Consider the following 13,905-nt stretch of genomic DNA (forward strand, 5'->3'; position numbering starts at 1 on the left):
CCCGAGCATGCCGCGCCCCCACCTGCGGCTCGCGCAGCCGCTGGTGCGCGCGCACTGTGCTTCCCTGGGGGTCCCGTACACGGAAACCGGACTGATCGACTCGTACCGCCAGGCGCTGGGACATCTGTACGAAGTCGGCGAACCGTTGCGCGCGGACGCATAGTGGAACTGGCGGACATCCGTGTGCGTTCACTGAGCAGGAGCGGCCTCGGCCGCGGAGGAGGCGTCGAAAACATGTCGACAAGGACGAAGATCGCCATCGGGGGAGTGGCCGTAGGCCTTCTGCTGTGGCCGCTCATCGGATTCTGGTTCTCACTGCTGGTGGTGCTGGGGGTGCCCGCGGTCGCCTATCTGATGCTGGACCCCTCGCAGCGTCGCAGGCTGCGACGGATCAACCGCAACCAGATAGGGCGCTAGCGAGCGGGAGAGGCACCGCGCGGGAGTAGGCCCGCATCGCTGTCACCGCTCGCGGTCCGGCCGGAACGCCGGCCCGCGAGCGGAGCGATGCCGTGTCCGGTCCTCGCGCGCTGTTGCGCCGTGCCTGAGACGTTCTGGCCTTGAGACGTCCTGGTCGCGCCGGCCGTCCTGGCCGCGGGACGGGGTCGCGGCCAGGATCAGGCGGGGCGTACGGCCATGCCGTCGAGCGCTTCCAGCAGTCCGGGCAGTTCCCGGCCCCGGCCCACCGGCAGGACCTCGCCCGGTTCGTCGTCCAGCAGGACGAACGCCATGTCGTCGGTCCGTGCCACGAAGGACCAGCCCGGGCCGTCGGCGCGCAGTGTCCGCGCGTCGCCCGGGGCGAAGCTGGACCGTACGCGGCCGGGCGGCGGAGGGGCTTCCACGTAACCGTGCAGCTCGTGCAGTACGTACCGCACACCCGGATGGGAGGGCGGCGGAGGGTCCCCGGCGGATACGGCCGGGGCGTCGGCGCCCTCGTCGCTGTTCTCGTCGTCCCCGTCCTCCGCGTCTTTGTCACCGGCCGTCGCGGCGTCGAACTGTTCCCGCCATCCGGCCCACTGGAGAGCGATCTCGTCAGCGCCGAGTCGGCGCTGCGCCGGACCCCAGGAATCGTTGTCGGGCGGCGCGAGCGGGGGTCTCGCCGAGGCGTCGCTGTCGCTGTCGTCTTCCTCGCCGACAGAATCCTCGGACGGAACCGGCTCCGGTTCCGGGTCGTGCGGGGCCGGTACGCCGGGCGCCGCGACCGTGAGCGCCAGCGGCCAGCCGGGGAGGGCGGCGACCACAGTGTTGGCGGCCGGTGACAGGTCGTACTCCATACCGCAGTCCCAGGACGCGATCGCGACCGCGACCAGCGACACGTCGTCGACCGCCACCGTCCACCGGGCGCCGTCGGCGTCCTGGCCGAACACCAGGCCGTACCCGTCGGCGTACGGTTCCAGACCGAGCGCCGTACAGGCTTCCGGGTAGTCGTCACCGAGCACGCTCGGGAACTGCGCCGGTGTCAGCAGCGCCGCCGTCAGCACGAAGAGAGCGTCCTCGTCGACGGAATCGTCCGTTCCGGTCACGGCACCTCCTCATGCGGATCATCTGTCGGCGCACCCTAACCAGTCGCGAATCCGCCGTCGAGACCGGGGGCGCCGAGTCGTCACTCGGCGGGCAGTCCGAGGAGGTCGCGTGCCACGGTCCGGGGCGATTCGCCGCGTTCGCGCGCGATGGCGAGGACGGCCCGGGAGGCGAGTTCGCTGACCCCGAAGGAGAGTGCCTCCGGCGAGACCCAGCTCTGTGCCTCGTCGATGCCGCGTTGGTCGTCCTCGGCGCACGCCGCCACATAACCGGCGGCGGCCTCGAATATGTTCTGCGGACGCGGCCGGGGCCCGTCCTCGGACCGTACGGCACCATCGTTCGACGTGAGGATCCCGCGCAGCTTGCTGAACACCGGTTCCACCTTCTCCCTGCTGGGGCGTGTCCGCACCGATCACCCGCGATGACCGTCCTGGCCCACCGCTCGTACTCACCCGTAGGGTCGCCCAGGACGAGGCGGCGGAAACCCCGGGGGCGTTCTCAGTCCTGGCGTACGGCGAGGGCGAGGAAACGCGTGTCCTCGTCGGCGTACGAAGTGAGCCGCCAGCCGGAGTCCGCGAGAAGGCGGCTCAGATTGGGTTCGGCGCGCAGGTCGTCGTCCGTGATCTGCCGTCCTTGCCGGGCGGCGAGGGCGGCCCGGCCGACGGGGTGGAACAGCGCCAGCACGCCCCCCGGTCGCACCACGCGCGCGAGCTCCCGCAGATTGTCGGCGGGCCGCGGAAGGTGGGCGATCAGCCCGGCGCCGAACACCGCGTCGAGCGCCCCGGTCCGCAGCGGCAGCCGGGCGACGTCGGCCAGCAGCAGTTGGCCGTTGCGGTGACGGCCGGCCTTTACGACTTCGTCGAGCATCGCGGGCGTGAGGTCGGCGCCGAGCACGGTGCCGCCGGGGCCCACGGCGTCCCGCAGCGGCGGCAGCGCACGGCCCGTACCGCATCCCGCGTCCAGTACGGCGTCGCCCGGGCGCACACCGAGTTCGGCGACCGCTGCCGCGTAGGCCGGACCGTCGTCGGGGAAACGGCGGTCCCAGTCCGCTGCCCTGGCGCCGAAGAATTCCTTCACGTGGGTGTGGTCATGAGGCATGACCACCATGATCCCTCAGCCGGCGGGGATCTCCCGGGTATTTTCCGGGAGCCCCCGCAGACCTCCGCAGGCCCGGTTTTCCGGTGCCCGGTGTGCCGGGAGCAGGGCCTGCGGTCGGCTGGACAGGAGGCGGGCGGTCAGTCCGCCACTGACGCGTAGGCCAGGACCTTGTCGATCTTTGCCCGTACGAGGAGTTCGCCCGGTACGCCGTTGCGCTTGCCGAACTCCTCGGCGCGCGCCTCGCCCATGTAGCGGGCGCCGAGCCGGGTCGCCGAGGCGAGCAACTCCGCGGGGTCCTCGCCGATTTCGGCGTGCCCCTCGATCACCACGAAGGCGAACGGCGGACGGTCGTCGTCAACACAGAGCGTGAGGCGGCCGTCCCGCAGTAGATTGCGCCCCTTCACCGTCTCCTTGCCCGTGGTGAAGACGAGATCGTCACCGTCCAGTACGAACCAGATGGGCGCGATGTGCGGCCTTCCGTCGGCCCGGACGGTGGCCAGCTTGCCGGTGCGTGTGCCTTCGGAGACGAAGGCCCGCCATTCGTCCCTGCTCATTTCTTTCGCCATGTCCGCATTTTCGGCCCCCGAGGGCGCCCCGCGCGACGCGACGCCCCGAGAGAAGGACACCGCTTGCCCGTGGGCGGTTGGTGCGGAAGGCTAACGCCGTCGGGGGCATGGGCACATACGAGCGGGGAGGCATGGTTATGGCGCTGGACAAAGGACTCGACTGGCTGCTCGATGACCTGACGGAACGGGTCGAGCACATACGGCACGCACTGGTGCTGTCGAACGACGGCCTGGTGACAGGGGCGAGTTCAGGTCTCGCCCGTGAGGACGCAGAGCATCTCGCCGCTGTCTCGTCCGGACTGCACAGTCTGGCGCGGGGCTCAGGACGGCACTTCAACGCGGGTAGAGCCCGCCAGACCATGGTCGAGTTCGACGACGCCCTCCTGCTTGTCACGGCGGCGGGCGACGGAAGCTGCCTCTGTGTGTTCAGCGCGGCCGAGGCCGATGTCGGTCTGGTGGCCTACGAGATGACCCTGCTCGTCAACCGGGTCGGTGAACATCTCGGTGTCGCGGCGCGGCAGCCCGGCGGGACGCCGGTCCACGGCGAGTGACCTGCGTGTTCTCCCCGGTTGTCCGAGTTATCCACAGGCTGGGCCGGGGTGGGGTGCCGGAGCGTTACGGTTATCACCGAGAGTAATCAACCACTCGCGGGGAGAGCACCGTCATGTCTGTCACTCATGTCACTCAGGACGCGGTTCAGGATGCCACTCATGGCACAACTCAGGACATGGCTCAGGGCGCGGCTCGGAGCGTTGTTCGGGGCGTAGTTCAGGACACGGCCCGGCCGCCTGTTCAGGAGGAGGCCGGGGGGAAGGCCCAGGAGGTGGGCTGGGCCGGTGGCGGCGACGAGGCCGGTGGAAGCAACGGGACCGGCACCGCCGAAGCTTTCGAACGCGGCCGGGGGGCGGCGGGGGCAGCGGGCGCGGGGACCGTCGGGGCGACGCGGGCCGCGAAGGAACTGGATCTGAGGCGTGGCGAGTTCGAGCTTGCCGTCCAGCTCGGTCACATCCGCACGGTCCTGGCCGCCCGTGGTGGCAGGCGGCTGGTCGAGCGGGCTGAGATCGACCGTCTGCGGGCGGCGGGGGGATTCCCCGACGCGTTACGCGAGCGGGTGCGGACCGTGGGGACGGCCGAAGGCGCGCGGTTGCTGTCCGTCAGTCCTGGCCGGTTCACCCGGCTTGCCCGGGCCGGATACATCACGCCGATGCGTTTCTATCTCAATCGGTATCGCGTGATCGTCTGGCTGTACGTCGCCGATGAGCTGAGGGCGTTCGCCGCCGGTGAACCGGCCCTGCTCGTCGGCCGGTTCCCGAAGGCCGTGGGCGAGACCGCCGGGCCGGAGGAGGACCGGCGCGGGCGGAACTGGCGGGCGCGGCGGGTCGGACATCTTCTGCGCCGGAGCGCGGACCCTTGGGAGCGAGCCGCTGTCATCGGTGCTGTGCTCGGCGCGGCAAGGCTCGCCGAGGCGGTGCCGGACCCGTACGAGCGGGCGTACTTGAACCGTCTCAGGCCGATCCTGGCTCCCGCACATCCCGAGTCGGAGGCCGCACGGGCGGCGGTGCAGGGGGTGCTTCTCGCCGGGCATCCGGACGAGGTCAGGTGGTACAGGGCCAGTCTCACCGTGCTGTTGGAGGAGGCCAGACTGGCCAAGGCCGCTCCACGTCCCGGCGCCGCCCCCGGCCCTGCCTCCGCTTCCGCACCGGAACCGGCACCGGATACGGAGGTCAGGCCGGACTGCCGGCCGCAGGAGCCACCGACGGCGAGGGCACCCGAGGTGCCCCGCCGTGGCGGCCGTGGTTCGCTGCTGACCCGGCTGGGGGTCAGGAACGAGAGGAATCCGGGGCTCGGAGCGGCGCGGTGAGGCCGACGACGGGAGCGCGGACGGCCGGTGACGCGGGGGCGGGGGTACGGACGGTCGGTGGCCCGGGGGTGGGAGTACGGCCGGCCGGCGGTTCCGGTGTCAGGAGGCGACGTGCAGGACGAGCTTGCCGCGGGTGCGGCCCTGCTCGCCTCGGCGGTGGGCCTCGGCCGCCTTCTCCAGCGGCAGGACCTCCTCGACCTCGACCCGCACCGCGCCCGCGTCGATGAGGTCGGCGATCCGGGCCAGCGCCGTGCCGTCGGGCTCCACCAGGAAGGCGGTCGCGCGCAGCCCCTGATCGCGGGCGGTGTCCAGCAGTTCGGGGGATCCGCCGGAGGGGACCGGGACGATGATGCCGCCGGGGCGGAGTGTCTTGAGGGAGCGGGTGCTCGTCGAGTCGTGGCCGTCACCGACCAGGTCGATGACGACGTCGACATCGCTGACGACGTCCTCGAACCGGACCTTCGTGTAGTCGACGAGTTCGTCGGCGCCCAGCGAACGCAGCCAGTCGTGCTTGGCCGCGCCGGCGGTGCCGATGACATGGGCGCCCAGGTGCTTGGCGATCTGCACCGCGAAGTGGCCCACACCGCCGCCGGCGGCGTGGATGAGGACGCGCTGACCCGCCTCGACGTGTGCGGCGTCGACCAGCGACTGCCACGCGGTGAGCGCGGCCAGTGGCACGGCGGCCGCGTGGTCGTGGTCGATGGTGGCGGGCTTGAGCGCGAACTGACGGGAGGGAGCGGTCACATACTCGGCGTAGGCGCCGGCCTGCCGGGGGAACCAGGGCATTCCGTACACCTCGTCACCCACCTTGAGGGTGTGGACGCCGAAGCCGACCTCGGCCACCACACCCGAGACGTCCCAGCCCAGCACGAAGGGCGGATCTCCGAGGACGCCGGCCATTCCGTTGCCCTCGCGGGTCTTCCAGTCGACTGGGTTGATTCCGGCGGCATGGACCTTGACCAGTACCTCGGTCTGCAGCGGTTCGGGCCGTGCGACCTCGCTGAGCTTCAGCACCTCGGGGCCGCCCAGCGAGTCCTGGGTGATCGCGCGCATCGTCGTCTTGCTGCTCATCGTGGCTCTCCTGGTTGACACGAGCCGGGTAGGGACACGGGACCCGGCCGGTTGTTGATCGACATCCGAAAAGCTATCCCGGAGGTACAGGTATCCCACAAGGGCGATTACTATCGATAGGAAAGCATGCAGTTCAGGGCGGTGTGAAGGAAGACACGATGGCAATAGCCTGCACGACGGGACGACATGCCGATCACGATGTCTATGCGGCGCACTGTCCGTGCCGGGATGTGCTCGACCTGCTGGCCAACAAGTGGGCCGCCCTCGCGATCGGCGCGCTGGAGGACGGACCGCGGCGTTTCGGCGCGTTGCAGCGACGGCTTCAGGGCGTCAGCCCCAAGGTGCTGACCAATACTCTGCGCAGGCTGGAGGACCACGGCTTTGTGGACCGTACGGTCTTTCCCGCGGTACCGCTGCACGTCGAGTACGCGCTCACCCCGCTCGGGCATGGTGTCGCCGAGCCTCTCGGGCAGGTGCGGGCGTGGGTGGAGAACCACCTCGACGAGATACGGACGGGTGGGCGGGAGGAGAGCGCCTGCGCACCTCCCACCGTGTGACGGTGTCAGGGGCGGCCGGGGGCGGTGGTGATGGTCTCCTCGGTCGAGAAGCGGCCCCAGTTGCCGTCGGGCAGTTTCGCGCGGATCTTCACCCGGTAGGTGGCGCCTGCCTCTTTGCCCGCGTAGACGCTGTACGTCGCCCGGCCCTGCGGGGCTTCGCCTCCCCAGATCAGTGTCGTCGCGAACTTCCCGCCGAGATAGATCTGGTACGAGGGGGCGTCGGCGCCGGTCCTCGGCGGGGTCCAGGACAGATCGAGATAACGGCCGCCGTCGGCCGGGTGCGAGGTGGCCCGGAAGTCGCGTGGCGCGGTGTCGGGGTCGTCGCCGGGGCCGTGCGGGGTGGTGATCTCGACCGGGCTGCTCGCCGCCGACGCGTTGCCGGCGGCGTCCCTGGCCATGAGGGTGAAGCGGTAACGGGTGCCGGGACGCAGCAGGGTGATCCGTGCCGTGGACGCGTCGCCGCCGACGCTGTGGATCTTCGAATCGCCCTGATAGACGTCGTAGGAGGTGATGCCCTCGTCGTTCTTGGGTCGCTCCCAGGTGAGGTCTGCGGCTCGTGGTCCCTCGCTCCGGCCAGAGAGACGGGCGGGCGCGGCGGGAGCGTCGGTGTCGGCGGCGACCGCCGCCGGAGTCCTGACCGGTTTCGCGCCGCTCCCCGGGGAGAGCTGTCCGCTCGCGTCCTTGGCCCGGACGGTGAAGGTGTAGGAGGTCGACGGCTTCAGCCCGGTGATGTCGGTCATGGTCTGCCCGGCGGAGACGTCCTTGACCTTCGTAGAGCCCCGATAGATCGCGTAGCCGCTGACGTCGGCGCCGCCGGGGCCCCGGGACCACATGACATGGACGGAGGTGGCGGTACCGGCCTGGGCGGTGACACGGGCCGGGGTGGCGGGGCGTTCCGCCTCCTCGGGGTCCGTACCGCACGCGGCGAGGGCGAGGACGGCGGCGCAGGTCAGTGCGGTGAAGCCGACGGTCCTTCTCATGGCCACGTCCTCCATCCGGAACGGCAATGGTCTGGACATATATGACACAGTGTCGGGTTCACATCAAGAGGGCGTGCACCCCCCCCGGCGGCGACACACTGCTCCGGCGCCTTCGCGAGGGCGGGGGCGGGCCGGAGCGCACAATGACCGGGCCGAACGAGAACGCCGAACGAGAACACAGGGAAGGACACGCAGTCGTGCGTATCGATCTGACCGGAAAGACCGCTCTGGTGACCGGGTCCACACAGGGAATCGGCGCCGCCATCGCGACCGGCCTCGCCCGGGCCGGGGCCCGCGTGGGTGTCAACGGGCGTACGGCTCAGTCCGTGGACAAGGCTCTTGAGCGGCTGCGCGAGGAGTCGCCCGGCGCGGAGTTCGTGGCGGCCCCCGGCGACGTCGCCTCGGACGAGGGGACCGCACAGGTGCTCGGTGTGCTGCCCGGCGTGGACATTCTCGTCAACAACCTGGGCATCTTCGGCACCCGCCCCGCGCTGGAGATCACCGACGAGGAGTGGCGGCGCTACTTCGAGGTCAACGTCCTCGCCGCGATCCGGCTCACCCGCGCCTACCTCGGTGGGATGACCGAGCAGGGCTGGGGGCGTATTCAGTACATCGCCAGTGACTCGGCGATCGTCGTTCCCGCCGAGATGATCCACTACGGGATGACCAAGACGTCCCTGCTCTCGGTGTCGCGCGGGTTCGCGAAGGCGGCGGCGGGCAGCGGGGTCACCGTCAACTCCGTACTCGCCGGCCCGACCCACACGGGCGGCGTCGAGGACTTCGTCTACGAACTGGTCGACAGGTCACTTCCCTGGGAGGAGGCCCAGCGCGTCTTCATGCGCGAACACCGCCCGCAGTCCCTGCTCCAGCGCCTCATCGAACCGGAGGAGATCGCCAACATGGTGGTCTACCTCAGCTCGCCTCTCGCGTCGGCCACCACCGGTGCGGCGGTCCGGGTCGACGGTGGTTACATCGACTCGATCGTGCCCTGAGGCGGCCGACGCGGGCCGGGTTCGGGGTCAGGCGAGGGTGTGGACGAGCTGTGTGGTCAGTTCGTAGCGCGCTCCGACGATGGCCAGCTCGCCCGAGGCCACCTTGGCCGCCAGATCGGGTTCGGCGTTGAGGCGTCCGCGTACGAGGGCGACATTGGCGTCGATGGTCGCGTCGATACGGGCGTCACCCTGCTGCCCGTGGTCTATGGCCGGCCGTATCTGGTCCGCCAGGTACTGGATGTGCGCGGGCAGCGGGTCTCCGGTCTGGTCGGCCTGGACGGCGGCGGTGACCGCGCCGCACGACTGGTGGCCGAGCACCATGACCAGCGGTATGCCGAGTTCCAGCACGCCGTAGGCGACGCTGCCGAGCACGGCTTCGTCCAGGACCTCGCCGGCCGACCGTACGGTCATCAGATCGCCGAGGCCCTGGTCGAAGGCCAGCTCCGGCGGCACCCGGGAGTCGATGCAGCCGAGGATGAGGGCGAACGGGTGTTGGGACGAGACGAGTTCGCGTCGTACGGCCTGCGTCTCGTCCGGGTGCCGTTCCTTGAACGTACGCCAGCGCCGGTTGCCGGCGGCGAGTTCTTCGAGGGCCTCCGCCGGGGTGGCCGGCCGCGGTCGCGGCTGCGGGGCGTGTGTGGCCGCGCCGGCGCCGGCTCCGGCGAGACCCAGTCCGGCGGTGGCGGCTGTGCCGACGACCGCCGCGCGGAGCAGGGAGCGGCGCGGGGTGTCCGTGGAGCGGGGCGTGGGGGGTGTGTCCGTGTGTCGAGTCAGCATCGCCGGAGGCTATCCGTGACTTCGTTGGCCAACGATTTGGGTTGGCAGCCTCTTGACCCATTCTTGAACCAAGTGGCCCTCGTTCTGTGGTGGTCCGGGCGTGTATGGGGGTGACGGAGCGGCGACTCGGCATTCCGGCCCCATCCGGACGGTAACGGCTGATTCCCGCCGGTTCGGGAGACGAGCCGGAAGGGAGGGCAACCGCCGGTGCCTCCCGCGCCGTCCAGGATCACGGGACAGTACGCGGGAGACCGCACGGTGAAACGGGGACCACCTCATGCAAGGTTTCAGCGAACTGCGGCTCGGACCGCTCGACCGGGTACGGATCTCGGTCGCGCCGCACCCGGGCGCCACCCTGCTCTCGCTCGTCGCCGACGCCCTGGGCGGACGCGACCAGGGAGTGCCCGAACGCTGGCGGCGCGCCGTCAGATCGACCGTGCCGGACACGGCGCCCGCCGTACTGCGGCCGCTGTTCGCACCCGAGTTCTCCGTCATCCCCGACTGCCTCACCCCCACCGCCACCATGCCAGGCGGCGATACCGCCGCCCAGTTCCAGCAGCTCGCCGACCTCTCGCCCGACCGGCTGCTCGCCGAGCTGGAGGACGACTTCGGCCCCTCGGTGCCGCGGCAGTGGCAAGGCGTCGTCGACCGGCCGCGCGACTGGATCCACGCGTACGCCCGGCTGCTGCACGCCGTCTGGGAACAGTTCCTGCCGGTCTGGAAAAAGGCCGAGGGCCTGCTCCAGCGGGAGACGGAACGCGTCGGCAGCGCGGTGGTGCGCGACTGCGTGGACGCGCTGCTGCCCGGTATAAGCCCGCGCTTCCGGACCTCCGGAACGAGCCTGCACCTGCCCGACCAGCAGGCGCGCACCTTCGAACTGGCCGATCGCCGACTGGTGCTGGTGCCCATCGTCTCCGGCCCCGGCGCCTCCATGTTCGCCCCCGACCGGACCGACATCGTCTGGATCGGCTATCCGGTGCCGGGGGTCGGACTGCTCTGGAACGACGGCGCCGACCCCGGCCCCGGCCCCGGTGCGCGGGCGGCGGACGATCCGCTCACCCTGGTCGTCGGCCGGCTGCGGGCCGCCGTGCTGCGGGCGGCGGAGACGCGGCTGACGATGGGTGAGATCGCGGCGAGCGTCCGGTCGAGCCCGGCGAACATGACGTACCACTGCGCCCAACTCCAGGACGCCGGCCTGCTCCACCGCGAGCGCCGGGGCCGCAGCGTCGTACTCAGCCGCACCGAACGCGGCAGCGCGCTGGTCGAACTGCTCTCCCTTTGACGGGTGGGTATGGGCGGTCAGGGGCGCCGGACGTTTCGAGCGGGATCGAAAAGCTTGCGGTGGTTTGTCGCCGCTGGCCATGATCAGGACTATTCACCGACGGAGGGAATGCACATGAGGGTGAACAAGATCCGGACACTCGCCACCATCGGCGCGGGGGCGCTCGCGGCCGGCCTGCTCATGACCGGTACGGCCATGGCGGCGCCGGCGGGACTGCCGTACGGCGTCACGCCCTACGAGAACGTCAACGTCCGCGCCGAGGCCACGACCGACAGCGGCATCACCGGGCATGTCACGGCCGGACAGCCCCGTGGTGCCTCCTGCTGGAAGGAGGGCCAGTCCATCAGCGACCACGGCATCACCAACAACATCTGGGTGCGCCTCGCCGAGGGGTACGTCAGTGCCGTCTACCTGAAGGGTGATGAGCGCGGCGGACTGCCGGTGTCCGCACACTGCTGATCGCGGCCCGTCCCGGCCGGGGAGATCCTCGGCCGGGACACCAGGCGTAAATGCGGAGCTCGGGCCACGGTCAGGCGTCGAGCCTGCGGGTCGAACTGCGGACGACCAGCTCCGGCTGGAGCACCACGGAGCGGTGCGTGTGCACGTCGGCGTCGGGACCGGTCTCGTCCATCAGCATCTGCGCCGCCGTACGCCCCATCCGGTCGGCCGGCCTGCGCACCGAGGTCAGCGGCACGACCGCCGCCGAGGCGAACTCGATGTCGTCGTAACCGACGATGGACACATCGCCGGGCACATCGACGCCCGCCCCGTACATGGCTTGCAGCACACCGAGCGCCAGCAGGTCATTGGCGCAGAAGACAGCGGTGGGGCGCTCCGCCAGCCCCAGCAGCCGCGCCCCCGCGTCGATGCCCGACGCCACGTCCAGCCGCGCCGACTCCACATGCCGCAGGGCCTGTTCGGGCAGCCCGGCCTCGCGCAGCGCGGCCAGCGCGCCCGTACGGCGGTCCCGGCACTGGGCCAGCGTCATCGGGCCGCTGATGTACGTGACCGAGCGGTGCCCGGCCGCCAGCAGATGCCGGACGGCGAGCGTGCCGCCCGCCACGTCGTCCACCGACACCGAACAGCCCTCGGCCGCCGGTACCGCCCGGTCGACATGTACGTACGGGATGCGCCGGCGCGCGAACTGCCGCACGTTGTGGCCCGTCTGGTCGGCCGGAGTGAGCAGCACCCCCCGTACCCGCTGTTCGGCGAAGAGCGACAGATACTCCGCCTCCTCGGCCGCGCTGCCCGCGCTGTTGCAGAGCATCACCCCGAGGCCTGTCTCGCGCGCCGCCCGTTCGGCGCCCTTCGCCACGGCGACGAAGAACGGGTTCGCCATGTCGAGCACAAGGATGGCCAGGATGCGGCTGGTACCGACCCTGAGCTGCCTGGCCGTCTCGCTGCGTACGAAACCGGTCTCGTCTATGACCGCCCGCACCCGCACCCGGGTGCTCTCCGACACCTTCTCGGGCCGGTTGAGAACGTTCGAGACCGTCCCGACCGAGACTCCGGCCAGCCGGGCCACCTCTTTGATGCCCACCGTCTGCGCCACCCGTCCCGCCCTGCCACTTCCTCGATGCGTCCCCCGACCGGATGGGCCATCATATGCGGCTTCGGCGGCCGGGTCCCGGCACGGGGTCAGGCCGGGCGGGACGCGGCGGCGGCGCGGTCCCAGGCCATACGGCGGGCCCGGTCGGCGGTCGGCTCGTAGCGGCGCGGCGACAGGGTCGAGCGGAGCAGGGCCCGCAGATCGGCGAGACCGCCGCTGACGGCGCCGGCGGCGCGTGCCTGGACGAGTACGTTGCCGAGGGCGGCCGCCTCGGCCGGACCCGCGACAACAGGCAGCCCACAGGCGTCAGCCGTGAGCCGGCAGAGCAGTTCGTTGTGCGCGCCGCCACCGACGATGTGCACGGTGTCCACCCCGCGCCCCGAGAGCCGCTGCGCGTCCTCGATCGCGCGCCGGTGCGCGAGCGCCAGCGAGTCGAGGACGCAACGGGTGATCGCGGCCGGAGTGCCCGGGACCGGCCGTCCGGCGCGCCGGCACGCGTCGGCGATCCGGCGCGGCATGTCGCCCGGCGCGAGGAACGCCGGATCGTCCGCATCGACGAACGACCTCAGCTCGGGCTCGGCCGCCGCCTCGGCGAGCAGCCGGTCCAGCGGCTGGGGCGCGCCGCCGGCCTCCCACGTACGCAGACACTCCTGGAGCAGCCACAGACCCATGATGTTGCGCAAGTAACGGACCGTGCCGTCGACGCCCAGCTCATTGGTGAAGTTGGCCAGCCGGCTCTCCTCGGTGAGCACGGGGGAGTCGAGTTCGAGACCCGCCAGCGACCAGGTGCCGGTCGCGATGTACGCGAACCTCTCCCCGGACGCCGGGACGGCGGCGACGGCGGACGCGGTGTCGTGCGAACCGACCGCCGTCACCGGCACCGGCCCCCGCAGCCCGGTCTCCGCCAGCACCTCGGGCAGCAGAAGTCCCGCGGGATCGCCCGGTTCGCGCAGGGGCGCGAACAGCGACAGATCGATACCGAGCGCGTCGGCGACGGTCCGGGAGAAGTCGCGGGTCCGGGGGTCGACGAGCTGCGTGGTGGAGGCGTTGGTGAGCTCGGTGCCGGCCTCGCCGGTGAGCCAGTACGCCACGAGGTCCGGGATCATCAGCAGGCGGTCGGCGGCCCGCAGCGCCGTACTGCCCTCGGCCGCCGTCAGTTGGTAGAGCGTGTTGAAGGGCAGGTACTGCAACCCCGTCGCCCCGTACAGGACGGACGGCGGCAGTTTCGCCGCGACCTTCGCCGCCTCACCCTCGGTGCGCGTGTCGCGGTAGTGGACCGGATTGCCGAGCAGCGCGCCCGACGCGTCGAGCAGCCCGTAGTCGACAGCCCAGGTGTCGACGCCGACGCTCGCCGGGGCGCGGCCGGCCGCCGTACCGGCGATGCGCAGGCCGTCCAGCACACCCCCGTAGAGCGACAGGATGTCCCAGTGCAGGGTGCCGGCGGTCCGCACCGGGCGGTTGGGGAAGCGGTGCACCTCCTCCAGCCGCAGCGTGCCGCCGCCGCGCCCCGAGACATGGCCCAGCATCACGCGCCCGCTCGAAGCGCCCAGGTCGACGGCGGCGAAGGGCAGGGGTTCGGGGTGCGGCACGTCGGACCTCGTCGTTCGGCGGCGGGGCGGGGACAGGGGCGGGAAGGAACCGGGGGCCGGACCGG

16 protein-coding genes and 1 pseudogene are annotated in these 13,905 nt (G+C 71.3%); 8 read left to right on the forward strand and 9 right to left on the reverse strand.

Annotation, left to right across the window (positions count from 1 at the left end):
• Both QR77_RS49635 and QR77_RS39975 read left to right on the forward strand, forming a co-directional pair.
• Positions 1–163, forward strand: a pseudogene (locus QR77_RS49635) (acyl-CoA desaturase); the annotation flags it as partial.
• 71 nt (positions 164–234) lie between these two features.
• On the forward strand, positions 235–417 hold the full coding sequence (locus tag QR77_RS39975; RefSeq protein WP_040029498.1) for a hypothetical protein: 183 nt from the start codon (positions 235–237) through the stop codon (positions 415–417).
• Positions 418–614: 197 nt separating this feature from the next.
• Here the strand turns inward: QR77_RS39975 and QR77_RS39980 are convergent, their stop codons facing one another.
• From QR77_RS39980 to QR77_RS39995, 4 genes are all read right to left on the reverse strand, one after another.
• Positions 615–1,520 (reverse strand): hypothetical protein, encoded by a 906-nt coding sequence (locus tag QR77_RS39980; protein ID WP_040026808.1) that lies wholly within the window; start codon positions 1,518–1,520, stop codon positions 615–617.
• An 80-nt stretch (positions 1,521–1,600) separates the two neighbouring features.
• The gene (locus QR77_RS39985) at positions 1,601–1,870 is read right to left on the reverse strand and encodes a hypothetical protein (RefSeq protein ID WP_078877950.1); all 270 of its coding nucleotides are present in this window, start codon (positions 1,868–1,870) and stop codon (positions 1,601–1,603) included.
• Positions 1,871–2,016: 146 nt separating this feature from the next.
• Complete coding sequence (locus QR77_RS39990; protein WP_040029500.1) at positions 2,017–2,616, reverse strand: methyltransferase domain-containing protein; 600 nt, start codon at positions 2,614–2,616, stop codon at positions 2,017–2,019.
• Positions 2,617–2,753: 137 nt separating this feature from the next.
• Positions 2,754–3,182: a PPOX class F420-dependent oxidoreductase gene (locus tag QR77_RS39995; protein ID WP_040026809.1), complete on the reverse strand. Its 429-nt coding sequence runs from the start codon at positions 3,180–3,182 to the stop codon at positions 2,754–2,756.
• A gap of 137 nt (positions 3,183–3,319) precedes the next feature.
• Here QR77_RS39995 and QR77_RS40000 point away from each other — a divergent pair, with 137 nt between their 5' ends.
• Positions 3,320–3,733: a roadblock/LC7 domain-containing protein gene (locus tag QR77_RS40000; protein ID WP_040026810.1), complete on the forward strand. Its 414-nt coding sequence runs from the start codon at positions 3,320–3,322 to the stop codon at positions 3,731–3,733.
• Between the two features lie 272 nt (positions 3,734–4,005).
• The gene (locus QR77_RS40005) at positions 4,006–5,043 is read left to right on the forward strand and encodes a DUF6397 family protein (RefSeq protein ID WP_052489453.1); all 1,038 of its coding nucleotides are present in this window, start codon (positions 4,006–4,008) and stop codon (positions 5,041–5,043) included.
• Between the two features lie 99 nt (positions 5,044–5,142).
• On the opposite strand, the gene QR77_RS40010 is transcribed toward QR77_RS40005, so the two are convergent.
• Positions 5,143–6,114 (reverse strand): NADP-dependent oxidoreductase, encoded by a 972-nt coding sequence (locus tag QR77_RS40010; RefSeq protein WP_078877700.1) that lies wholly within the window; start codon positions 6,112–6,114, stop codon positions 5,143–5,145.
• Between the two features lie 158 nt (positions 6,115–6,272).
• Between QR77_RS40010 and QR77_RS40015 the strand changes: the two genes are divergently transcribed.
• Positions 6,273–6,671 (forward strand): helix-turn-helix domain-containing protein, encoded by a 399-nt coding sequence (locus QR77_RS40015; RefSeq protein ID WP_052489454.1) that lies wholly within the window; start codon positions 6,273–6,275, stop codon positions 6,669–6,671.
• A gap of 5 nt (positions 6,672–6,676) precedes the next feature.
• On the opposite strand, the gene QR77_RS40020 is transcribed toward QR77_RS40015, so the two are convergent.
• Positions 6,677–7,690, reverse strand: coding sequence for a fibronectin type III domain-containing protein (locus QR77_RS40020; RefSeq protein WP_236711018.1), 1,014 nt, complete (start codon positions 7,688–7,690; stop codon positions 6,677–6,679).
• A gap of 158 nt (positions 7,691–7,848) precedes the next feature.
• On the opposite strand from QR77_RS40020, the gene QR77_RS40025 reads away from it, so the two are divergent.
• Positions 7,849–8,643 (forward strand): SDR family oxidoreductase, encoded by a 795-nt coding sequence (locus tag QR77_RS40025; RefSeq protein WP_040029504.1) that lies wholly within the window; start codon positions 7,849–7,851, stop codon positions 8,641–8,643.
• A 27-nt stretch (positions 8,644–8,670) separates the two neighbouring features.
• Here QR77_RS40025 and QR77_RS40030 read toward each other — a convergent pair whose 3' ends face one another.
• Complete coding sequence (locus QR77_RS40030; protein ID WP_040026814.1) at positions 8,671–9,420, reverse strand: carbonic anhydrase; 750 nt, start codon at positions 9,418–9,420, stop codon at positions 8,671–8,673.
• Positions 9,421–9,697: 277 nt separating this feature from the next.
• Between QR77_RS40030 and QR77_RS40035 the strand changes: the two genes are divergently transcribed.
• Both QR77_RS40035 and QR77_RS40040 read left to right on the forward strand, forming a co-directional pair.
• Positions 9,698–10,702, forward strand: a complete 1,005-nt coding sequence (locus tag QR77_RS40035) for a transcriptional regulator (protein ID WP_040026815.1) — start codon at positions 9,698–9,700, stop codon at positions 10,700–10,702.
• Positions 10,703–10,816: 114 nt separating this feature from the next.
• Positions 10,817–11,161, forward strand: a complete 345-nt coding sequence (locus QR77_RS40040) for an SH3 domain-containing protein (protein ID WP_052489457.1) — start codon at positions 10,817–10,819, stop codon at positions 11,159–11,161.
• A 70-nt stretch (positions 11,162–11,231) separates the two neighbouring features.
• On the opposite strand, the gene QR77_RS40045 is transcribed toward QR77_RS40040, so the two are convergent.
• Together QR77_RS40045 and QR77_RS40050 are read right to left on the reverse strand one after the other, a co-directional pair.
• Entirely contained in the window at positions 11,232–12,254 is a 1,023-nt protein-coding gene (locus QR77_RS40045; protein WP_040026816.1) for a LacI family DNA-binding transcriptional regulator, read from the reverse strand.
• A gap of 86 nt (positions 12,255–12,340) precedes the next feature.
• Positions 12,341–13,840 (reverse strand): rhamnulokinase family protein, encoded by a 1,500-nt coding sequence (locus tag QR77_RS40050; protein WP_040026817.1) that lies wholly within the window; start codon positions 13,838–13,840, stop codon positions 12,341–12,343.
• Positions 13,841–13,905 lie beyond the last annotated feature (65 nt).

This window comes from Streptomyces sp. 150FB, assembly GCF_000818195.1.
GTDB lineage: Bacteria > Actinomycetota > Actinomycetes > Streptomycetales > Streptomycetaceae > Streptomyces.

Bases quoted from the DNA above. Each gene is read 5' to 3' on its own strand.
- QR77_RS39975 (WP_040029498.1), top strand. From the start codon at position 235: ATGTCGACAAGGACGAAGATCGCCATCGGGGGAGTGGCCGTAGGCCTT.
- QR77_RS39990 (WP_040029500.1), bottom strand. From the start codon at position 2,616: ATGCCTCATGACCACACCCACGTGAAGGAATTCTTCGGCGCCAGGGCA.
- QR77_RS39995 (WP_040026809.1), bottom strand. From the start codon at position 3,182: ATGGCGAAAGAAATGAGCAGGGACGAATGGCGGGCCTTCGTCTCCGAA.
- QR77_RS40000 (WP_040026810.1), top strand. From the start codon at position 3,320: ATGGCGCTGGACAAAGGACTCGACTGGCTGCTCGATGACCTGACGGAA.
- QR77_RS40010 (WP_078877700.1), bottom strand. From the start codon at position 6,114: ATGAGCAGCAAGACGACGATGCGCGCGATCACCCAGGACTCGCTGGGC.
- QR77_RS40015 (WP_052489454.1), top strand. From the start codon at position 6,273: ATGGCAATAGCCTGCACGACGGGACGACATGCCGATCACGATGTCTAT.
- QR77_RS40020 (WP_236711018.1), bottom strand. From the start codon at position 7,690: ATGTCCAGACCATTGCCGTTCCGGATGGAGGACGTGGCCATGAGAAGG.
- QR77_RS40030 (WP_040026814.1), bottom strand. From the start codon at position 9,420: ATGCTGACTCGACACACGGACACACCCCCCACGCCCCGCTCCACGGAC.
- QR77_RS40035 (WP_040026815.1), top strand. From the start codon at position 9,698: ATGCAAGGTTTCAGCGAACTGCGGCTCGGACCGCTCGACCGGGTACGG.
- QR77_RS40040 (WP_052489457.1), top strand. From the start codon at position 10,817: ATGAGGGTGAACAAGATCCGGACACTCGCCACCATCGGCGCGGGGGCG.